General features: G+C 66.9%; 20 protein-coding genes. 12 read left to right on the forward strand and 8 right to left on the reverse strand.

Annotated features, from left to right (window positions below; all coding sequences use genetic code 11):
- Window positions 1-322: 322 nt before the first annotated feature.
- The 10 genes from H590_RS0112300 (at window position 323) to H590_RS17490 (ending at window position 11,372) form a co-directional block, all read left to right on the forward strand.
- Window positions 323-3,118, forward strand: coding sequence for a CRISPR-associated helicase/endonuclease Cas3 (locus tag H590_RS0112300; RefSeq protein WP_028703767.1), 2,796 nt, complete (start codon window positions 323-325; stop codon window positions 3,116-3,118).
- Window positions 3,115-4,767, forward strand: a complete 1,653-nt coding sequence (casA, locus tag H590_RS16630) for a type I-E CRISPR-associated protein Cse1/CasA (protein ID WP_071161762.1) — start codon at window positions 3,115-3,117, stop codon at window positions 4,765-4,767. The genes H590_RS0112300 and casA overlap by 4 nt, the downstream gene beginning before the upstream one ends.
- On the forward strand, window positions 4,764-5,399 hold the full coding sequence (casB, locus tag H590_RS18055; RefSeq protein ID WP_084149505.1) for a type I-E CRISPR-associated protein Cse2/CasB: 636 nt from the start codon (window positions 4,764-4,766) through the stop codon (window positions 5,397-5,399). Before casA ends, casB begins: the two co-directional genes overlap by 4 nt.
- Window positions 5,396-6,523, forward strand: coding sequence for a type I-E CRISPR-associated protein Cas7/Cse4/CasC (cas7e, locus tag H590_RS0112315; protein ID WP_028703769.1), 1,128 nt, complete (start codon window positions 5,396-5,398; stop codon window positions 6,521-6,523). Before casB ends, cas7e begins: the two co-directional genes overlap by 4 nt.
- On the forward strand, window positions 6,520-7,227 hold the full coding sequence (cas5e, locus tag H590_RS0112320; RefSeq protein WP_028703770.1) for a type I-E CRISPR-associated protein Cas5/CasD: 708 nt from the start codon (window positions 6,520-6,522) through the stop codon (window positions 7,225-7,227). The genes cas7e and cas5e overlap by 4 nt, the downstream gene beginning before the upstream one ends.
- 2 nt (window positions 7,228-7,229) lie before the next feature.
- Complete coding sequence (gene cas6e, locus H590_RS18060; RefSeq protein ID WP_084149506.1) at window positions 7,230-7,910, forward strand: type I-E CRISPR-associated protein Cas6/Cse3/CasE; 681 nt, start codon at window positions 7,230-7,232, stop codon at window positions 7,908-7,910.
- Between the two features lie 17 nt (window positions 7,911-7,927).
- A complete protein-coding gene (cas1e, locus tag H590_RS0112325; RefSeq protein WP_028703771.1) occupies window positions 7,928-8,881 on the forward strand; it encodes a type I-E CRISPR-associated endonuclease Cas1e in 954 nt (317 codons plus the stop codon).
- Window positions 8,875-9,219 carry a type I-E CRISPR-associated endoribonuclease Cas2e gene (gene cas2e / locus H590_RS0112330; protein WP_028703772.1) on the forward strand — a complete coding sequence of 115 codons (345 nt, stop codon included), beginning with the start codon at window positions 8,875-8,877 and terminating at the stop codon, window positions 9,217-9,219. Before cas1e ends, cas2e begins: the two co-directional genes overlap by 7 nt.
- Window positions 9,220-9,379: 160 nt before the next feature.
- On the forward strand, window positions 9,380-10,051 hold the full coding sequence (locus H590_RS16635) for an SIS domain-containing protein (RefSeq protein ID WP_036982381.1): 672 nt from the start codon (window positions 9,380-9,382) through the stop codon (window positions 10,049-10,051).
- A gap of 13 nt (window positions 10,052-10,064) precedes the next feature.
- Window positions 10,065-11,372 (forward strand): hypothetical protein, encoded by a 1,308-nt coding sequence (locus tag H590_RS17490; protein WP_028703773.1) that lies wholly within the window; start codon window positions 10,065-10,067, stop codon window positions 11,370-11,372.
- Here the strand turns inward: H590_RS17490 and H590_RS0112345 are convergent.
- The 8 genes from H590_RS0112345 to H590_RS0112380 all read right to left on the reverse strand — a co-directional run bounded on the left by H590_RS0112345 (window position 11,350) and on the right by H590_RS0112380 (window position 19,309).
- Entirely contained in the window at window positions 11,350-11,715 is a 366-nt protein-coding gene (locus H590_RS0112345) for a hypothetical protein (RefSeq protein ID WP_028703774.1), read from the reverse strand. The genes H590_RS17490 and H590_RS0112345 overlap by 23 nt on opposite strands.
- Window positions 11,716-12,288: 573 nt before the next feature.
- Complete coding sequence (locus tag H590_RS0112350; RefSeq protein WP_028703775.1) at window positions 12,289-13,275, reverse strand: Gfo/Idh/MocA family protein; 987 nt, start codon at window positions 13,273-13,275, stop codon at window positions 12,289-12,291.
- 99 nt (window positions 13,276-13,374) lie between these two features.
- Window positions 13,375-13,758, reverse strand: a complete 384-nt coding sequence (rbsD, locus tag H590_RS0112355) for a D-ribose pyranase (protein WP_028703776.1) — start codon at window positions 13,756-13,758, stop codon at window positions 13,375-13,377.
- Complete coding sequence (locus tag H590_RS0112360; protein WP_028703777.1) at window positions 13,755-14,678, reverse strand: ribokinase; 924 nt, start codon at window positions 14,676-14,678, stop codon at window positions 13,755-13,757. Before H590_RS0112360 ends, rbsD begins: the two co-directional genes overlap by 4 nt.
- A complete protein-coding gene (locus H590_RS0112365; protein WP_414973658.1) occupies window positions 14,675-15,601 on the reverse strand; it encodes a substrate-binding domain-containing protein in 927 nt (308 codons plus the stop codon). Before H590_RS0112365 ends, H590_RS0112360 begins: the two co-directional genes overlap by 4 nt.
- 101 nt (window positions 15,602-15,702) lie before the next feature.
- A complete protein-coding gene (locus H590_RS0112370) occupies window positions 15,703-16,677 on the reverse strand; it encodes an ABC transporter permease (RefSeq protein WP_036982392.1) in 975 nt (324 codons plus the stop codon).
- Between the two features lie 89 nt (window positions 16,678-16,766).
- On the reverse strand, window positions 16,767-18,251 hold the full coding sequence (locus tag H590_RS0112375; RefSeq protein ID WP_028703780.1) for a sugar ABC transporter ATP-binding protein: 1,485 nt from the start codon (window positions 18,249-18,251) through the stop codon (window positions 16,767-16,769).
- Between the two features lie 23 nt (window positions 18,252-18,274).
- Window positions 18,275-19,309, reverse strand: coding sequence for a LacI family DNA-binding transcriptional regulator (locus H590_RS0112380; protein ID WP_028703781.1), 1,035 nt, complete (start codon window positions 19,307-19,309; stop codon window positions 18,275-18,277).
- Between the two features lie 315 nt (window positions 19,310-19,624).
- Here H590_RS0112380 and H590_RS0112385 point away from each other — a divergent pair, with 315 nt between their 5' ends.
- Both H590_RS0112385 and H590_RS0112390 read left to right on the forward strand, forming a co-directional pair.
- Window positions 19,625-21,001 carry a M20/M25/M40 family metallo-hydrolase gene (locus tag H590_RS0112385; protein ID WP_084149507.1) on the forward strand — a complete coding sequence of 459 codons (1,377 nt, stop codon included), beginning with the start codon at window positions 19,625-19,627 and terminating at the stop codon, window positions 20,999-21,001.
- Window positions 21,002-21,262: 261 nt separating this feature from the next.
- Window positions 21,263-21,601: hypothetical protein (locus H590_RS0112390; protein WP_028703783.1), on the forward strand; the 339-nt coding region annotated here is incomplete at its 3' end.

The raw sequence follows: 21,601 nt of genomic DNA on the forward strand, positions 1-21,601 counted from the left end.
CAGCGTGTTCCCCGCGAATGCGGGGATGAGCCCATCACGGGCTCGACGGGCACCGACGAGGAGATGTGTTCCCCGCGAATGCGGGGATGAGCCTCATGAGCAGCACAGACATTGAGAGACACCACGGTGTTCCCCGCGAATGCGGGGATGAGCCACGTTAGCCTCGGTCCTCTTTGCTGGACGTGTCGATACAGTCGCTTGCACTGCGTTCAGCTTCTACGGCTCCCAGAGCCCTACCGGCAGTTTGACTTGAGTGCCGCCTTCCGAATTGACGCCCGCGACCGCCGGACAGTACGGTGATGGTCCTTGGGAAGGAGCATCGATGCTCGACTCGTGGTCAGCTGCGACCAGGTCCTGTTGGGGTAAGACAAATCCCGACACTGGTGGTTGGCTACCACTTGTTCAGCACCTTGAGGATGCTTCTGGCGTCGTGCGTGAACTCTGGGCGAAGCAACCTGGCAGCATCCAGTCAGTCTTCGTCGAGGCTCTCGGTAGCGAAGACAGCACGGTGGCGTTCCTCACATTCTGCGCTGGGGTTCATGACATCGGAAAAGCTTCCACACACTTCGCTTTTAAAGCAGAGATGGTGGGCATGGGCTATCTGTGCGGTCAGATGGCGGACCAAGGCCTCGTCGGTCCGGCACGGATTGCCCATCCACAGCCACACGGTGCCCTTGGGCAGAGCCATCTACGGTCTTGGCTGAAACGTCGCTACGACGGAGACCCGCTGCTTGCAGAGCACCTCACATGCATCATCGGTGGTCACCACGGCGCCAACCCCACCGCGGCGGAAGTCGAGAATGCAGAGAAGATCCTCGCCGAGGAGCCCCCGCGCTGGCATGAGGTACGCGATGAGATCTGCGATCGCATGGCGGAGCTCACATCGGCAGACAGCTACCTTGCTCACTGGATGACCAAGGACATCCCCGTCACAGTGCAGGTGCTCACCGAGGCCCTGGTCATCATGGCGGACTGGATCTCCAGCGAGGAGCGTCTGTTCCCCTACGGTGATCCGAAACCCACCGCCCAGCGCGTGAGCTTGGCTCTTGGACGCCTGCACCTGCCCGGCCCCTGGGATCCTCAGCATTCCGATGCCAACGCCGAACAACTATTCAGAGAGCGATTCCCCAGTATCCGCAGCGGATCCCCGAACGATATGCAGCGCGCCGTACTGGTCGCAGCCCGCAGTATGGCGACCCCCGGCCTCCTCACTCTCGAGGCGCCGATGGGGATGGGGAAGACCGAAGCAGCCGAACTTGCCGCAGAAGTCCTGGCTGAGCGCTTCGGGCTGGGAGGCATCTTCTTCGGTCTACCCACCATGGCCACATCGAACCCGATGTTCTCGCGAATCCGGGCCTGGCTGGATGAAGTCCCGTCCGTCGGCACCGCGAGCATCAGCCTCGCACACTCCAAAGCCGGGCTAAACGACGAGTACCAAGGGCTTATGCCTTGGAGCCGCGATGTCGCCGTCTATGACGACTCTGATACCGACGGTCTCTCAGAGCACGGTGTCCACCGCGAGGCCGCCGCATTGGTCCACTCCTGGTTCATGGGGCGCAAGCGTGCAATTCTCGCAAACCACGTCGTGGGAACGATCGATCAAGGACTCTTCGCCGCGCTCAAGGCCAAGCACGTTGTCCTCAGGCATCTGGGCCTGGCCAGCAAGGTCGTCATCATCGACGAGGTGCACGCGGCAGACGAATACATGCGCACCTACCTCAAGCGCGTTCTGGAATGGCTGGGTGCCTATCGAACGCCGGTCATCTTGATGTCCGCGACTCTTCCGCCATCCCAGCGCAAAGAGCTCATAGCCGCCTATGCAGACGGTTTCACTCATGGGGATGCGCCGGACATCCCCGATACCGGCGATGCTTACCCGCTCCTCACCACATCCTCAGCCACAGTATCGGCCACGCCGATCCCTTACCGTGACAGCACGACTCATGTATCGATCAGACCGCTGGATGACACCACCGACGTGCTCGTGGCGACTATTCGAGCCCAACTTGCACATGGTGGCTGTGCCGGGGTCCTCCGGAACACCGTTGGTCGGGCCCAGGAGACGTTCTCCATTCTCCAAGACGCCCTCGACTGCGAGGTGGTTCTGCTGCACTCGCGCTTTCTTGCCCCGCACAGGGCCTCCAAGGAGGCGGATCTCATCGATCGCCTCGGCCGTGATGCCGGGAACAGACCCGACAAGATCGTCGTCGTGGGTACCCAGGTGCTTGAACAGTCGCTGGACATCGACTTTGACGTCATGTTCACCGACCTGGCCCCGACCGACCTGGTCCTCCAGCGGATCGGACGTCTCCACAGGCACCACCGAGCACGCCCCCACGGCCTGAGCGAAGCCCGTTGCTTCCTGACTGGCGTGAGCGACTGGAGTGCCGAACCCCCGAAGTTCGACCGCGGGAGCCAGGCCGTCTACGGGAGAGATGCCTTGGTCCGCTCCGCAGCCGTACTCCTTGAGACCACCAGCGACGGAATCACGCTGCCCACCGACATTCCACACCTCGTCGCCCGGTCCTACTCCGCCAGGCCCGATGTTCCTCCGTCGTGGAGCGCCGAGGCCGGCAGTGCCGCCCGAGACGCGCGAACCAAGAGACAAAGATCGGTTGGAAGGGCGAAGACCTTCCTGCTCAAGGACCCGATCGACTCCAGCAACCTCGATGGCCTCATCAAGGAGGTGGCCTCCGACCCCGAGGACCCCAAGGGGTTCTGCCAGGTGCGAGATTCCGAGGACTCCATCGAGGTCGTGGTTGTCACAAGAGATGAGGACGGTCAGGTTCGCCTGCCTGACAGGATCGGCGAGTACTCCAGAGCACCGTTCCCGTTGTTCGGTCCACCAAGCAACGAACTGGCTCGTGCCGCAGCATCCTGCACGATCGCTCTGCCTCATTCCCTCTCCGGAAGCTGGATCGTCGACAGGGTGATCGACGATCTGGAGTCCGGGCCCATCGATCTCAGCGGCTGGCAGCAGTCTCCGTGGTTACGCGGTCAGCTGGCACTCGTGCTCGACGAGCACGGCCTCACATCACTAGCCGACCACCCGGTCCGGTACAGCCCCGAACTCGGACTCATTGTCGACACCACGACACAGAATGGAGCCGCGTCATGACAGAGTTCAACCTCATCACTGACCCGTGGGTGGCGGTGACGAGACGAGACGGAACCGTCGACGAACTGTCTCTACGCGACGTCTTCGAGCACGCAGGAGACATCAAGAGCATCGCCGGAGAGATCCCGACTCAGGATGCCGCAGTCCTCCGCCTCCTGGAAGCCATTCTGATGCGCGCAACTGCCCGACGGCGCTCCGAGGACGACTGCCTTCGCCAGTGGGGGCAGTGGTGGAACGCCAGCACGCTTCCCATCGATGACATCGACAGCTACCTCGCTCGCCACCGCAACCGTTTCAACCTTCTCGGTGCCGAGAGTCCCTTTATGCAGGTCGCAGACCTGCACACGGAGAAGGGCGGTACATCGGGACTGGTGAAGATCATTGCCGAGGTTCCGGCGGGCTCTCGGTTCTTCACCACTCGGGATGGCGAGGGTGTGGAGTCGCTGAGTTTCGGTGAGGCGGCACGCTGGCTCATCCATTGCCATGCCTTTGACATCTCGGGAATCAAGTCGGGAGCCGTCGGAGATGATCGGGTGAAAGGCGGTAGAGGCTACCCGATTGGCACTGGGATCACCGGAAATATGGGGTTGGTCATCGCCGAGGGATCCTCCCTGCGTCACACGCTCCTCCTGAACCTTGTCCTCCGGACCGACCCCCGAAATGATGTCCCCATCTGGGAGCGCGAGCCTCAAGGGGCAGGAGAAGACTGGGATCACCCCGTTCCCAACGGGCCTGCCGATCTCTTCACCTGGCAGTCACGACGGATCAGACTCCTTGAGCATGCTGGGCGCATCGACGACGTCCTGCTGTGCAATGGCGACAAGGTCGAGTGGGGGAGCCTTCTCGGCAACGACCCGATGACTGGTTGGCGGTTCAGCAAGCCGCAGTCCAAGAAGGCAGGACACGACGTCTACATGCCTCGCGCTCACGAGACAGGACGAGCGATCTGGCGGGGCCTCGAGCCTCTTCTGACCCGTTCTCACGACAAGGACTGGATACGCCCAGAAGTCATCGACTGGCTGGCATCAGCCCGGCAAGCGGGCTTCTTAGCGGCTGATCAGATGATCGTCCTGCGCACGATCGGCATGCAGTACGGCCCGCAGAACTCTGTCGTCACATCGGTGGTCGACGACAGTCTCCCTACCTCGATCGCCGTTCTTGGCGAGGATGCCCTCGCAGCTCTCGCCGTGACGGCAGCTCAGACTGCTCAGGACGTTGCCATATGCCTGGCGAACCTGGCGAGTGATCTGGCACGAGCGGCGGGAACGGATTCCGACGCCGACCGGTCCCATGCTTGGGAGACGGCATTCGCGACCATCGACCCGGTGTACCGATCGTGGTTCGCGCACCTCACCAGCACCACCGACCCCGATTCGGCAACGAGAGCATGGCAGCACTCACTCAGAGAGGTCATCGACCGCGAAGGATTTCAACTCTGCCTCGATGCAGGCGATGTGGCGCGAACTGGGCGAATGGTCGCTGTTCCGAATACCGACAGAGAAGACCTCATCGACACCGCCGAAGCATGGCGGAAGTTCACGTGGAGAGTCAGCAGAGCCACTCCCGCGTTGACCGATGAGACCACCGCACGCAATGCCACAGGAACTCCGGGAGATGTCCCGAGCACCGATGGGAAGGAGAACTCATGAGAGACAAGCCGTGGCTTGTGGTGGCAAATGCCGCTGTGACAACCATCATGCCGCTCCAGAGTGGCTACACCCGAGCACCTCGTAATCCCAAGGCGGTTCGGGATCTGGCCAATCTGCGTCATGCCGACATCAACCAGCCTGGGGCCGACCCCTCGTTGTGGGAGCTCACTCTGGACCCGCTCCCACAGGAACTCCAAGGGCGTGGCAGCGCACCAGCCTCAGCGGCCGAGCAGGCGGTCCATGCAGCCCTGGTGCTCTACGCGATCCATCAACAGTCGAGACCAGAACCCATGCACCAGAGGGGCGTCGGACTCGGAGACGCCGTACGCATCCTCTCCCAGCGACGGTCCGGCGGTCAGGAATGGGATCCCGGCACCATCTCGCGCTTCCAGCATCTCTGCCGAGCACAGTCGTCCCACATCAGGCTCGAGAACCTTCGCGGAATCGTCACCCTTCTGCGAGGCGAATCCGTCGGCCTCGACTATGGCCGCCTCGCGGCCGATCTGTGGAGCATCGCGAGCGGCAATGCGCCGCGCACGATCCTTTCCTGGGGTCGCCAGCTCCATCACAGAGAGCCCGCCTCGCACGAGTCAGTCCACCAGCCCACCACCATTGAAGGAGCCCAGAAGTGAGCGCTTACTACCTCGACATCCACGTCCTGCAGTCCGTCCCCCCGAGCAACGTCAACCGCGATGACACCGGCGCACCGAAGTCAGCTCTTTACGGTGGCGTTCGTCGAGCTCGTGTCAGCAGCCAAGCCTGGAAGAAGGCCGTGCGGAACGCCTTCAAGGAGATCCTTCCGCCCGATGAACGCGGTGCGAGGACCCTCCGGGTCGTTGAGCTCATCATGAACTCCCTCCGAGATCACCACCCCGAGGTACCGGGAGACCAGCGTCAGGACAGGGCCCTCGCCGTCGTCAAGGCTCTTGGGCTGAAGGCGGAGAAGCGCAAGAAGAAGGACGAGTCGGGGTCAGAGCCCATCGAGCAGACGCAGTACCTCGTCTTCTACTCCACTCGTCAGATCGATCGTCTCGCCGATCTCGCGGCTGCCAGCGACGGAAAGGTCTCGGGGCGTGACGCCAAGGCGGCGGCTGATTCCGACCACGGCATCGAGGTTGCCCTGTTCGGACGGATGGTCGCCGACTCCAAGGACCTGAATGTGGACTCTGCCGTGCAAGTGGCACACGCGATCAGCACTCATGCTGTCGAGACCGAGTCCGACTACTTCACCGCCGTCGATGACTACAAGCTGGATGAGGACGACGCGGGAGCCGGCATGATCGGAAACGTCGAGTTCAACTCATCAACCCTCTACCGATTCGCGACTGTCGACCTCACCGAGCTCGAGCACAACCTTGGGGATCCGGAAATGGCCGCCAAGGCGGCCATGGCATTCGCCCAGGGCTTCATCCTCTCGATGCCGAGTGGAAAACAGAACACCTTCGCGAACAACACCTTCCCGGATGCCGTGGCGGTGCAGCTGAGGCAGGGACGATCCTCCAGCTTCGTCGGTGCCTTCGAGGACGCGGTTCCCAACACCGGCAAGGGCTTCGTGGAGGCTTCTTGCAGTGCCCTCGCCACATATGCGACACAGAGCGAGAAGGCCTTTCTGGGCGCCCCGATTGCGTCGTTCGTCACGCACGTCGGCGAGCGGACGAGCGCTGTCGAGTCAATGGGTACCGATCTCCCGCTGGATGAGCTTCTGGACCGGACTCGGGAGGCTGTCTCCGCAGTTCTGGTCAAGGTCGAGTCATGACCGTCCTCCTGCTTCGTCTGGCCGGCCCACTTCAGTCCTGGGGAGCAGACAGCAGGTTCCAGACACGCAGCACTCGACGAGAACCGACAAAGAGCGGTGTGCTCGGCCTCCTCGCAGCGGCGAAGGGCATTCGCCGCACTGACAGCATCGAGGACCTGCTCACTCTGCGGTTCGGAGTTCGGACCGATCAACCCGGGACGGTCCTGCGAGATTTCCAGACGGCCCACGACTGGGCCCACCCTGACAAGAAGGGCGACGCGCCTGCAATGCCGCTGTCCAACCGCTACTACCTCTCGGACGCCGTGTTCATCGCAGGAGTCGAGGGCGGACGAGATCTCTTGGAAGGGCTCGATGGCGCGATCCGCGATCCGCAGTTTCCGCTCTACCTCGGACGACGCTCGTGCCCCGCCGAGGGACAGATCAGCCTTGGCCTCGTCGATGGAGATCTTATTTCTGCGCTCAAGGACGCGCCATGGCATGCAAGTCTGTGGCAACGCCGACGGCTTCCCAGATCTGTGGACCTGCCCATCGCAATCGATGCAGAATCTGGCCAACTTGGCGACACGGTCAGGGACGTCCCCATCAGCTTCGATCCGACACGCCGGCAGTACGGCTGGCGATCGGTGACCACCGACCGAGTGTCGAAACCGAATCCCGACGGCGACGACACCCCTGATTGGTTTGCCGCCCTGGGAGGGGTCTGAAGATGTTCCTCACACAGTTTGACGTCAACACAGGACGAAGGGAAGCGCAACGGCTCCTCGGCTCTCCCGAACGTGTCCACGCAGCCGTTCTGGGATGCTTCCCGCCGGACCAGTCCTCGACCGACCTTGGACGAACCCTCTGGCGACTGGATCGCGGCACTCAGCGCCATGATGTCCGCCTCATGATCGCAAGCCCGTTGAGCCCTGACATGCGAGCCCTCAACGCACAGGCAGGATGGCAGACGGGCAGTCCCGCGCGTACCGCGGACTACGATCCGTTCCTCCTTGGCCTGAGATCGGGGACTGTGTGGCGTTTCCGGCTCACTGCCAACCCCACCGTCTCCCGCAGGCCGGCCGGAGAACCTCGACAGAGAGGACAGCGCGTCGGCCACGTCACTGCAACACAGCAGCTCGAGTGGCTGGTGAAGCGCGCTGAACGATGTGGTTTCGCACTTGCTGCCGACAGCTCCGGGAAACCCGCTGTGACCGTCACAAGGCGTGATCTGCTGAAGTTCGGAAGGCGTACCGACGGGACTGGTCGCACGGTAACTCTGTCGACTGCCACATTCGACGGCACCCTCGAGATCAGAGACGCCGACGAGCTGCGACATGCGCTCACTCACGGCATCGGCCCCGCAAAGGGCTACGGCTGCGGGCTGCTGACCCTGGCACCGCCGCGCTGAGTCGGAGTTGCCCCAGCATGTCCGCACCAATTCCGGGAGCACGGCCCGCCGAGGTCCAGGAGCTTGCGCGTGCCCAGGACCGATTGAGCTTCGTCTACCTCGAGCGTTGCCTGGTCCATCGCGATGCCAACGCCATCACCGCCACGAATGAGAAAGGCGTCATCCATGTTCCGGCGGCGATGATTGGAGCCCTGCTGCTGGGTCCGGGGACGAACATCTCCCATCAAGCGATGATGCTGCTTGCCGACAGCGGGGCCACCACCGTCTGGGTGGGGGAGAAGGGCGTGAGGTACTACGCGCACGGGAGGCCTCTCGCCCGCACCACAAAACTCCTCGACCTTCAGGCTGCGGCGGTGTCCAACCGTAATGAGCGACTCGCAGTTGCCAGACGAATGTACGAGATCCGCTTCCCGGACGACGTCACAGACGGTCTGAACATGCAGCAGCTTCGCGGCCACGAGGGGGCACGCGTCCGTCAGGCATACCGCGATGCGGCAAACAAGTACGGCATCGACTGGGATAAGCGCAGCTACAAGCCGCAGGAGTTCGACGAGTCGGACGACGCCAACCAGGCGCTCACCGCGGCAACGACCTGCCTCTACGGTGTTGCTCAGGCCGTCACAGTCGCCCTCGGTCTCTCCTCTGGACTTGGCTTCGTGCATGTGGGCAATGACAGGTCATTCGTGTACGACATTGCCGACCTGTACAAGACGGAGATCGCCGTCCCTGTCGCATTCGAGGTCATCTCACGAAGGGACATCGAGGACATCCCATCGGAGACTCGCAGAGCAATGCGCGATGCGATGTTCGAAGCAAAACTCCTGACGCGATGCGTGCGGGACATCCACCGTGTGCTTGGTGCAGACGGCGCCGGGGACGACGGCTTTGGGTGGGATGTCGTCGAGCTCTGGGACGACAAGGTCGGTACCGTCGACGCCGGCAAGGCGTGGGGACAGGAACCTGGATGGTAGTGCTCGTGCTGACGGCATGCCCCGCCGGGTTGCGCGGACATCTGACACGCTGGCTGCTGGAGGTCAGCCCCGGGGTGTTCATAGGACACGTCCCAGCGCGGATCCGCGATCTCCTGTGGATGCGAGTGGAGGAAATGTGCAAGAACGGTCGAGCGATTCTCATCTACTCCACAAGAAATGAGCAGCGACTGGCGTTCAAGGTCCACCAGCATGACTGGGAGGTCGTTGATCTGGACGGGCTCCAACTCATGCGCAGGCCGAGTGAGGGGAAGGTGACGAACCCCATGCGCCATGGCTGGAGCGCCGCATCGAGAAAGCGCCGGGCAAGGCGGTCCTGAGGCCGCGCTCTATCTGGGCTGAGGGATCCAGAACCATTGACGCGCCCGAGACCGACGCGGGCTGGCACACCGACGACTTCGACCACTTGGGAAGATGGCTCTGATCACCAAAGCCACTAACGCCCACCCCCGCTTCCCCACCACCCGAGAGGCACCACCCATGCCCTACACGGCATCCGATCTCCTCACCGCCGAACTCGAGACCTGCCAGCGCGTCGTCGACACCCAGCTGGACGCCATCCTCGACGCATCCCGGCTGATCTGCGACACCCTGTCGGCCGGCGGCCGGTGGTGGGTCTTCGGCACCGGGCACTCGCACATGATCGCCGAGGAGTTCTACGGCCGGGCGGGCGGACTCACCGACATCCACCCCATCCTCGAACCGGCCCTGATGCTCCACGAGAGCCTCGCCAAGAGCACCCTGCTGGAACGCCGGGCCGGCCTGGCGGACGACCTCCTGGAGGTCCACGGCCCGACCCGCGGCGACGTCATCGTCATCGCCTCCAACTCCGGACGCAACGCGGTGCCGGTCGAGATGGCCGAGGGCGCCCGGCAGCGCGGCGTCGCCGTGATCGCCATCACCTCGATGGCCCACTCCCGATCGGTCACCTCCCGGGCCCCCAGCGGAAAGCGGCTCTTCGAGCTGGCCGACGTCGTCATCGACAACTGCGGAACACCCGGAGACGCCGCCGTCGACGGGGAGCAGGGCGGCGTCGGGGCCACCTCCACCCTCACCGGGGCCCTCATCGCCCAGGCGATCACCGTGGAGGTCGTGGGCCAGATGCGCACCCGTGGCACACCGGTGGACACCTACACCAGCTTCAACATCTGACCATGATCTGATCATGCGTATCAGCGCCGGCTTCGCCACCACCGCACTGCCCACTCCCCCGCACGGTCTGCTCGCCGGCTACGCGGTGGCCGACCGTCGCGCCCGCACCAGCTCTGCGCCGCTGACCGCGACCATCGCCCGGTTCCAGGTCCCGCGCACCCCCCTGCGCGGGCACGCCCCCGACACCACCCGGCCCACCAGCATCGATTCCGCCGACGCCGCCCACACGGCCCTCGTGTGGGTCGCCATCGACGCCCTGGCGGTGAGCCGCCCCTTGCACTCAGCGATCCGCGCCGCCGTCCGGCAGCAGCTTCCGGGCGCCACTGTCCTGGTGAGCGCCAGCCACACTCACTCGGCCCCGGGAGCGTGGTGCGGCACCATCCATCCCTTGCTTCCGGCCGCCCTCGACCTGGCGCAGATCGACGCGGTCGCCCAGCAGATCGGGTCCGCCCTCCCCCAGGTCCGCTCGGTCGACCTGGTCCGCGGCGTCGCGTCAGTCACCGGAGTGGGCACCAATCGCAACGACCCCGCCCGCCCGGTCGACACCACGGTCGACGTCCTGGCGGCCCTGCTCCCCGGCAACCACTCCGCCGGCCCCATCGGCCTAATCGTCGACCACGCATGCCACCCCACCGTGCTGGGCCCCGACAGCACCGCCTGGTCCCCCGACTGGGTCACCGGGCTGCGCGACGGCCTGGAAACCTCCCTCGGAGCGGTCCCGGTGCTCTTCCTCCAGGGCGCCGCCGGCGATGTCAGCACCCGGTTCACCCGCCGCTGCCCCACCACGGCCGAGGCCATCCGCATCGGACGACGGGTCGCCGCCGGGGCCCTCTCAGCCCTCGAATCGGCCCGTCCGGTGGATTCCGCAGCCGGAATCGGCGGCCACCGTCACGTCCTGGTCCTGAACCGCCGCGACGCCGAGGCCGAGCTGGCCACCATCGACCCTCCAGGCAGCACCACCGCGGGCGCCGACTCCCAGCAACTCGCCCGTAGTCAAGGGCTGGCCGGCCTGCGCGCCCTGGCGGCGCATCCCGGCCCGCACACCCTCATCGCCCCGGTCCACGACCTGCGGATCGGATCGGTGCGCTACCTCGCGGTGCCCGTCGAACTGCCCAACGACTGGGGACGCCGCCTCGCCACCGCCGGCGACCTGCGGGTCATCGGCTACACCGACGACTACCTGGGCTATCTGGCGGACGAGGACGCCCACCGGGCCGGCAGCTACGAGGCGACCAGCTCCTACGCCGACGCCGCCGAGGCCCGACGTCTGCTGTCCGAACTCACCGCCATCGCGACCCTCACCGGCCCGGCCGCCACCTGAGGGCCAGGGCGTGACGCCGGTAGGGCTCGGCGAACAGCAGGTCGTGGTCGACGTCCAGGATGTCGCCGCGCGGCCGCCGGAACTCCCAGCCCCGCAGCCAGCAGTCCTCCTCGATCATGGTCCGGAACCGGTCGTTGAGCAGCAACCGGCCCCGGCAGGCCACCGTCGTGGTCCCCGATCGGATCGCCGCGCTGGCCCGGCTGGCCAACAGATCCTCGGCCGCCGTGGAGACGATGCCGCGCGCCACCGGGTCGTCGAGAGCGCACACCGTGGGGGCGAAACCGGCAATCCGCGCCACCCGGTCCTCGGCAGCGAGCAGCCGGACCGCGTCGGCCAGCTCCATCCCTCCGCAGAAGATCCTGGCCGCCTCCTCCAGGGCGGTGGCCTCCCCGACACCGTCGTGTGCCGCGAATCCGGCGCGCAGTGCCTCGCGGCCGATCTGCCAGGCGATCCCCGGTCCCCCAGATCGGGCCCCCAGCCGTCCACCCGGGTGATGGCACCCTGTCGGGACAGGGCGGTGACGCCGACCCCGGTGCCCACCGTCGCGGCCACCCCGGGCTCTCCGAGCACCGCGGCGTGGGCGGCGGTGTGATCGGTGAACATGGCGATCCGGGCGGCCGGGAACCGCTCGGCGAGGCCGTCGGCCACGGGCCGGGCATCGGCGGGGACGGCCGTGCTCGCCACCACGATCGAGGTGATCTGCCCGCCCGGCACCTGCGCCGCAGCCGATGCGACGGCCTCCCGCACGACTCTGGCCACCCGGGCTGCCCCATCGGGTCGCCCGGCAGTCGACGGATCGATCCCGGGCCCCTCGACCTCGACCGGCGCTGAGCTCGAGCCGGGGAGACCACCGGGAGTCTCGTGCAGTCGCGTCCGGGATCCCGACTTGCCGATGTCGATCGTCACCTCCACGGCGTCACGCCTCCGGCACCAGGGACACCGGCGCCCCGGTGGCCACCGACTCCAGGGCCGCCTCGGCGATCCGCACCGCCTCGACGCCGTCCTCCACCGACACCCGGGGTGCCGGTCCGCCGGTCATCGCGGCGAAGAACTCCCGCAGCTGGGCGGTGTACGGGCCATAGGGGTCCAGGACGTCGGAGGAATCGTCCTCCAGTGCCGCCCCACCTCCGCCGTCGAGGGAGGAGTGGCGCAACGTCCAGGCGTCGCCGGTGACCGCGTACTCGGTGGAGAAGGTCAGACTCGGCGGCCCCCACACCCCCGAGCACTGCGAGATCGCGCCGCTGGCGTGGGTGAGGATGACATGGCCGACCTCGAGTCGGTGGCCGTCGCGGCTGCTGCGGGTCCTCAGCGCCGAGACACTTCGCACCGGTCCGGCGATCAAGCGCGCCTGATCCAGGTCGTGGAACATCTGGTCCATGATCACCCCGCCGGAGGCCTCCAGATCGGCGAACCAGCCGCTGGCCGGGAAGGATCCCGAGCGCAGGAATCTCAGCACCGCGAGTCTGCCCGCCTCGCCCCGGTCCACCGCCCGTTTGAGCGCGAGGTACTCGGGGAAGTAGCGCACCACGTGGGCGGGGAACAGCCGGCGGCCGGTGGCGGCCGCGCAGTCGGCCAGTTCCCGGGCGTCGGCGGCGGTGCGGGCCAGCGGCTTCTCGCAGACGACGTCGCAACCCGCCTCCAGAGCGGCCCTCACGATGTCGAGATGGGTCGGCGTGGGGGTGACGACGTCCACCACATCGGAGCGGTCCAGCAGCTCCGCCAGGGAGTCGACGATCTCGAGGGGTACCGGTGCCTCCGAATGTGCGGCGACCAGCGCCTCGGCCCCCGTCCGGCGCAGCACCAGAACCCTGCTGCCAAGCTCCAGCAGGGCGGGGAGGTGGGCCCGGCTGATCCCGCCGGCACCCACCAGGCCGATCACCGGCCGGCCGTCACTCATGGTCATGCCTCATCCTCGCAATCCCGGGGCCCGATCGCCCGCGATTCCGGCCCCACGCCGGAGGGATGCTCAGTGGGAACGATCACTGTGATGGCCGGTCCGGCCTCAGAACGGCACCCCGCAGTGCACGATGACATTGGCGAAGGGGGTCGTCTCTCCCGTTCTGACCACGAAGGAGGCGTCGGCCACCTGCCGCTTCAGCTCCTCGTGGGGGACGGTCAGCACCCTGTCGATCCCGCCGCGGACCCACTCCTCGGGTTCGGCGCCCACCGCCTCGCCGGCGATCACCGCGTGATCGACGACGACCTCGGACAGGACGGCCGACAGCACCTCCGCGAATCTCGGAATCCCGAAGACCAGAGCCAGGTCCACGACCGGCACGTCGCGCGGTACGGGCAGCCCGCAGTCCGCGACGACGAAGGTGTCGGTGTGGCCCAACCGTGCGATCGCCGCACACAACTGCGGGTTGAGGAGCCCCTGCCGCTTCATGTCGCTGCAACCTCCTCCGCGGTCGGGTAGGACGCCTGCGCCCCGGGCCGGGTGACCGTCAGCGCGGCGAATCCCGACGCACTGCGGCAGGCCGACTCGAGATCCCCGTCATCGGCGAGCCGGGCGGCCAGGGCTCCCACGAAGGCATCCCCGGCACCGACCGTGTCGACGGCCTCAACCCTCTCCGCCGGAATCGCGCGCACCTGGTCCTCCACGGTCACCAACGAGCCCTTCGACCCCAGGGTCATCACCACCGAGCGGCAGCCCTGTGACATCAGCAGGTCGACGCAGGCCGACGGGTCGGCCTCCAGGGCCTCGGTGTCGGCCCCGGCGTCGAACATCGCCGCCACCAAGGCTCCCTCGTGCTCGTTGACGACCAGCGGGTCGGCCCGCAGGATCAGCTCGGACGGCACCTCGATCACCGGGGCGAGGTTGAGGATGAACCGCCCTCCCGCCGACTCGCAGAGCTCGGATGCCTGCACGATCCCGTCCACCGGAATCTCGCCCTGGCAGACCACCACCCCGGCCCCCTCGATGAGGTCGCGGTGACGCTCCACCGCCGAGGCGTCGACGGTGGCGTTGGCCCCGGGGATGACGATGATTGCGTTCTCCCCGGAGGCGGCCACCATCACGACGGCCACCCCGGTGGGTCCGTCCACCTCGTCGACGGCGCCAAGATCGGGCCCCTGGCTCCTCAGCAGGCGCAGCGCGGCGTCGGAGTTCGGATCGCGGCCGACGGCGCCGACCATCGCGACCCGGCCGCCGGCCCTCACCGCGGCGAGGGCCTGGTTGGCGCCCTTGCCGCCCGGGGTCACGGTGCCGTCACCGCCGAGGACCGTCTCCCCCGGCTGGGGATGACGCTCGACGGTGGCCCGCAGATCGGCGTTCACCGATCCGACGACAACAATGGGCACGCTCACTGGTAGTCCTTCACATTCGACTTCGTGACGGTGACGACCTTCATCGGGGTCGTGGTCGGCACCTTCTTGCCGGCCAGCAGATCTGCGGCCTGGTCAACGGCGGTCTTGCCGAGCAGCGCCGGCTGCTGGGCGATCGAGGCGCCCATCGTTCCGGCCGCCACCGCCTTCAGCCCGTCGGCCGTCCCGTCGAAGCCGATGACCTTCACCGACTTGCCGGCCTTCGATCCGAGAGCAGAGATGGCACCCAGGGCCATCTCGTCGTTCTCGGCGAACAGGCCGGTCACCCCCTGGTGTGCCTGCACCAGGTTGGTGGTCACGTCGAGAGCCTTGGAGCGGTCGAAGTTGGCGGTCTGCTTGGCCACCACCTTGATATTGGGGTACTTGGCGATCTCCTGGGTGAATCCCTTGCCGCGGTCGCGGCTCGCGGAGGTTCCCGGGGTCCCCTGGAGCTGGATGACGTCGCCCTTCTCACCCATGCTGGTGGCGAGCTCCTTGGCCGCCTGGGCGCCGCCGGCGACGTTGTCCGATGCGATGAAGGAGTCCACGGTTCCGCTGGAGGAACTCCGGTCGACGGCGATCACCGGGATCTTGGCCTTGTTGAGGGCCTTGACCGAGGGGGCCACCGCGTCGGAGTCGGTCGGGTTGACGATGACCACCTTCGCCCCGGTCGAGATGGCGTTGGAGATCTGGTTGGCCTGGGTGGCCGCGTCGTCGGAGGCGTCCTGGATCTGGAGGGTGACCCCCTTGGCCTTCGCCTCCGCCTTGGCGCCGTTCACCAGCTGGACGAAGAAGGGGTTGGTCTGGGTGGACACCGCCAGCACGACGGTTCCCTTGTCGGCGCTCGACCCGCTGGCCGCACCCCCGTCGCGGTTGCACCCAGCGAGTCCACCGACCGCCAGGGCTCCCACCATGAGAGCAGCCATGGTCTTCGAGATCTTGTTGAACTGCATTGTTCATTTCCTTTCAGAAGGCATCCGGAACGACTTCCGGTATGCCATTGCAACGGTTGTTACGAGTTCTTCTCTCAGGACTTCTTGTGATTGCGGAACACGTCGAACCCGACGGCGACAGCGATGACGCAGCCGATGACGACCTGCTGCCAGAACGACGACACGTTGAGAATGTTGAGGCCGTTGCGGATGACTGCCAGCAGCACCGCGCCGATGAAGGTGCCGCTCGCCTTGCCGGCGCCTCCGGCCAGCGACGCACCGCCGATGACCACCGCGGCGATGGCGTCCATCTCGTAGCTGACCCCCGCCTGGGGCTGGGCCGAGGAGAGCCTGCCGGCCAGTACGAGGCCGGCCAGTGCGGCGAAGACGCCGCTCAGGGCGTACACCGTGACCAGGGTCTTCTTCACCGGCAGGCCCGACAGCCTGGCGGCCTCGGGGTTGCCGCCGATGGCGTAGAGGGATCGGCCGAGCACCGTGCGCGACAGCAGGAACCAGCAGACCAGCCAGGCCAGGGCCATCATGATGATCGGCACCGGAATCGGCCCGATGTCGCCGCCCAGCCAGTTGACCGACTCCGGGGTGGCGATCGGCGTGCCGTCGGAGATCACCAGGGTGAGGCCGCGGGCGATGCTCATCATCGCCAGGGTGGCGATGAAGGCCGGCAGCTTGGCGTAGGCGATCCCCAGCCCGGAGATCGCTCCGGCGACCAGGCCGGCCAGCAGGCCGATGACCAGGGTCAGCGGCCCGGGCAGTCCGGCATTGGAGAACATCCACGCACAGGTCATCGCCGAGAAGGCCACCAGGGACCCGACCGACAGGTCGATTCCGGCGGTGATGATGACGAATGTCATGCCGAACGCCAGAATGGCGACGACAGCCGTCTGAATGCCGATGTTGATGACATTGGACACCGTGAGAAAGGCCGGCGTGGCGATGAACAGTGCCACGCACAGCACGATGAGGCCCACCAGTGCGCCATGGTTGAGGGCCCAGTGGCCGACACGTCTGGCCGGGGAGACCTTTGCGGGAGCGGCAACGGTGCTGCTCATGATCATTGATTCCTTTCCCCCGAGAAATGAGGAGTGGAGGACGGGTGCGGCTCGGGAACCGGGCCGCGACGATGCGGTGCGGGGGCGTCTCAGTCGAGACTCTTCACGGCCAGGGTCATGACAGAGTCCTCGGTGGCCGAGTCGGCTTCGACGATGCCGGTGAGGCGGCCGTTGGCCATCACCGCGATCCGATCGCTCATCCCGAGGACCTCGGGGAGCTCGCTGGAGACCATCACGACGGCGCCGCCCGAGTCGGTCACCCGATTGATGAGTTGATAGATCTCGACCTTGGCGCCGACGTCGACACCGCGGGTCGGCTCGTCGAGGAGCAGCACCGAGGATCCGGCCAGCACCCAGCGTCCCAGCACCGCCTTCTGCTGGTTGCCGCCGGACAGATCGCCGACGGCCTGGTCGAGGCCTGCCATCCGGATGTGCAGCTTCTCGGCGACCTCGGCCGCCCGCTGCCGCTGACCTCTGCGATCGACGAGACCGGCGCGGGAGGTGGAGCGCAGTGTCGCGTAGCCGATGTTGTCGGCGACGCTGCCGGCCAGCACCAGCCCCTGGGACTTGCGCTCCTCGGGAACCTGACCCACCCCGCGGGAGATGGCGGCGCCGACACTGCCCCGGGGGAGCTTCTCCCCGCGGACCCGCACGGTGCCGGAGTCGTAGGGATCGGCGCCGAAGATCGCCCGGACCACCTCGGAGCGGCCTGCGCCGACCAGCCCGGACAGGCCGAGCACCTCTCCGGCGCGGACCTCGAAGCTGATGTTGTCGAAGTCTCCCCGTCGGGTGAGTCCCTCGACCTCCAGCAGGACCTCCCCCGGTTCGCTGCGGTGCCGCGGGAACTGGTCCTCGATGTCCCGGCCGACCATCAGCCGCACCAGCTCGGGTTCCGGGGTGTCGGCCGGCACCTCCCCGACCGCGACGCCGTCGCGAAGCACGGTGACATCGTCTCCCACCCTCGGTATCTCGTCGAGGTGGTGGGAGATGAAGACCATCGCGACTCCCCGGGCCTTGAGGTCGTCCATCACCGAGAAGAGCTGCCGCGACTCCCTGCGGGTGAGCGCTGCGGTCGGCTCGTCGAGGATGAGTACCCGGGCATCCGTCGACAGGGCTCTGGCGATCTCCACCAGCTGCTGATGGGCCGAGCTCAGTTCGCCCACCAGCTTCTCGGGCGAGACGTTCAGGCCGATCCGCTCGAGGGCGGCCTCGGCTCTGCGTCGCAGGGGTCTCCACTGGACCAGTCCGCCTCGGCTCGGGGTACGCCCGAGCATGATGTTCTCGGCGACCGACAGCTGTGGGACGAGGTTGAGTTCCTGGTGGATGACGGCGATGCCCTGGACCTCGGCGGCCTTGACATCGGGGAGCTCGGCGGGATGCCCGTCGATGATCACCGATCCCGAGTCCGGGTGGTAGATCCCCGACATCATCTTGATCAGGGTGGACTTTCCGGCGCCGTTCTCGCCGAGCAGGACGCGGACGCGCCCCGGGACGACGTCGACACTGACATCGTCGATCACCGTCACCGGGCCGAAGCTCTTCGTGACATGGTCGAGTCTCAGGACCGACTGCAATGGTTCGGACATGGCTCCTCCTCTCATGCGGAAGGGATGGGTGATGCGGGTGCGACGGCCGGGGCACGACCGGCCCTCGTCGAGGCCCGGACGATGAGACGGGTGGGAAGACGCCGACTGTCCGGCAGTTCGCCGGCCATCCGTCGGGCGAGCATCTCGACCCCCTGGTCGCCGATCTCCTGGATCGGCTGGTCGACCACCGTCAGCGGTGGGTCGGTGAGGGTGAAGACCGGAAGGTCGTCGAATCCGACGAGGTCGATGTCGACGCCGATCCGCAGTCCCCTGGTGTGGCAGGTCCTCAACGCCCCCATCGACATCAGGGAGTCCGATGCGAAGATCGCGCTGGCTCCCCGGTCGATCAGCAGACCGGCTCCCCGCTCACCGGAGCTCTCCTGGAAGTCGCCGTTGGCGACCAGCTCCTGGTCGACCGGCAGCCTGTGGTTCGCCATCGCACGGCAGTAGGCCTCGTATCGCTCCCGGCCGGCCGATGAGGCCATCGGCCCGGTGATGACGCCGATCCGCCGATGACCGCAGGCCAGCAGGTGGTCCACCGCCTGGCAGACGCCGGCATCCGGGTCACTGACGATCGAGGGAATCCCGGAGCCCCGCATGTGGCGGTCGAGGAAGACCACCGGGATGCCGTCCTGGACCAGACTGTCGATGGCCCGGTGGGCCTCGCTGATCGGGATCATCGCGACCCCGTCGACCCGTTGCCGGCGGATCACCCCGACATAGCGGTCGAACTGCTCGGCCGACTCATCGGCATTGCACAGCAGGGTTGCCAGGCCCCGGTCCAGGGCGGCCTTCTCCACCACCCGTGCGAGTTCCGCGAAGAAGGGATTTCTGATGTCGGGGACCAGGACGGCAATGGTGCCGCTGTGCTCTGACCGCAGTGACCGGGCATGCGCATTGGGCAGGTACCCCAGATCTCGGGCCGCCGCCAGAACTGCCTCCCGGGCGCCCGGCGAGGTCGCCGTGCTGCCGTTGAGGACCCTGGAGACGGTGCCGACGGACACTCCCGCCCGGGCCGCGACGTCCTTGATCGTGGGTTTGCGCATCGCGTCTGCACCGTCCTCAGCGTTGAGAGATGGACGTCATGGGGCGGCCCGTCGACACCGTCGGACCGCGTGCTCCGAAGAGGCTTGGAAACGATTACATGGAATCGTTTCCACAAGTGCAACACACGCAACGAGCCCCGTCAAGACCCTGACGGAGATTCCCCACACAGATCCCATCCGCGGCTCTCACGCCGGCGTGCACCCCAGGTTGCCCGGACCCTGATCACCCCCGGGACCACCCCGCTCCGACCGGTAGGGTCGCGGCCAACCATCCAGCACGGCGAAGACCGGTCCAGAACTCATCCAGGAGCGTCAATGCCCACCAATTACCCCACACCCTCCAGCGACTCCCCGCGCGGACCGGAGGATCTCGCCGGAACCACCCTCGCGCTGCTCGAGGAACTGGTGAGAAACGCCTGCGAGAACGACCTGACCCCCGACTCCGGCCAGGAGGTCCGCAACGCCGAGACCCTGGAGGCCTTCTTCGCCGGCACCCCCGTCACGACCCGGCGGATCGAACCCCACCCGGGTCGCGTCTCCCTCATCGTGACGATCGAGGGGACCGACCCGCAGGCCGAACCGCTCACCCTGCTCGGCCACACCGACGTTGTCCCGGTCGACGCCCCGGCATGGTCCAGGGACCCCTTCGGCGCCGAGATCGTCGACGGCCAGATCTGGGGCCGCGGCACCGTCGACATGATGGGCCTGACCGCGGCGATGGCCGTGGTCACCCGCGAGATCGCGACCTCCGGGCGCCCGCACGGCACCCTCACCTTCGCCGCGGTCGCCGACGAGGAGGCCCGCGGCGGCCTGGGCGCCGGCTGGATCACGGCCCACCAGCCCGATGCGTTCGACTGGCGGAACTGCATCTCGGAGTTCGGCGGCTCGCACCTGCAGGCGAGTGACGGGTCGGACGCCGTCGTGGTGGCGGTCGGCGAGAAGGGAGCCGCCCAGCGACGCCTCACCGTCCACACCCAGCCCGGCCACGGCTCGATGCCCTGGCGCAAGACCTCGGCGGTCCAGAAGATCGCCGAGGTGGCCACCCGGCTGGCACAGATGCCGCTGCCCTCGGCCCACGACGACCTGTGGCGCCACTTCGTGAGCTTCTTCCGCTTCGACCCGGCCACCGAGCAGGCCCTGCTGGCCGGCGCCTCCGACGAGGTCTACGAGGCCTTCGGGGATCTGGCCCCTTACGCCCACGCGGTCTCCCACCTCACGGTCGCCGAGACCGTCGTCGGCGCCGGCAAGGCGATCAACGTCATCCCGGGCACCGCGAGCCTGGAGCTGGACATCCGGACCCTCCCCGGACAGACCGACGACGACGTCGACCAGACTCTGCGCGCCGCCCTCGGTGATCTTGCCGAGGAGGTGGAGATCGAGCGCCTGATCAGCGCCGAGGCCACCGTCAGCCCGACCGACACCCCGCTCTACACCGCCATCGAGGAGACCATCAAGGAGTTCTTCCCGGACTCCGCAGTGGTCCCCGTGATCGGCTCGGGCGGTTCCGACATGCAGTTCACCCGCCCGCTCGGCGGCCTCGGCTACGGGTTCTCGCTCTACCACCGCGAGAGCACTCTGGGCCAGATGCTCCGTCGCTGGCACGCGACCGACGAGCACCTGTCGGTGGCCGATCTCGAGCTCACCGTCGCCGCCCTGCACCGCCTGGTGACGCGATTCGTCGGATCCCACTGACCACCGCTCTCGCTGACAGACGATCTCGACCCGGCTGTGAAGTCTGAAGCGGTGATGAGATCCGACCGACCGAAAGCACTGTCACCCTGCCCTGACAAGCCCTCGCGACGTCCTCAGGACGCCGTCAGACGGCCATCGGGCGGCCGTCCACGGGGCGCCCGGGGAGCGAAAGTTCCGACAAAAAGTTGAGAATCTCTCAGACTGTCCTTATTGTCGGGTTGTCGCCGGGCCTCCGTTGGCCCCCAGCGGAAGGAACTCGACATGATCAACACTCAGACCTCGGGCCACAGTCGGTCCCTGCGCCGCATCGTTGCCATCAGTGCAGCCACCGGCGTCGCCGTCATGGGATCGGTTGTGGAACAGGCTCACGCCGCTCCCGCGCAGCCCACCAAGGTGGCCAGCGCCCCCAAGCCGGTCGCAGCCCCGAAGGCTGCCGTCGCACCGAAGCCCGCCGGCCAGGCCGGCAAGCTCGTCTACGCGACCGCCACCGTCAACGTGCGCGCCAGGGCCACCACCTCCAGCGCCAAGATCGGGATGCTGCCCCGTGCCGGGCACGTCAAGGCCCTGTCCGCCTCCCGCGGCGGCTGGACCAAGGTGCTC

Origin of the sequence: Acidipropionibacterium jensenii DSM 20535 (genome assembly GCF_000425285.1) — a bacterium.
In the GTDB taxonomy this organism is placed as follows: domain Bacteria; phylum Actinomycetota; class Actinomycetes; order Propionibacteriales; family Propionibacteriaceae; genus Acidipropionibacterium; species Acidipropionibacterium jensenii.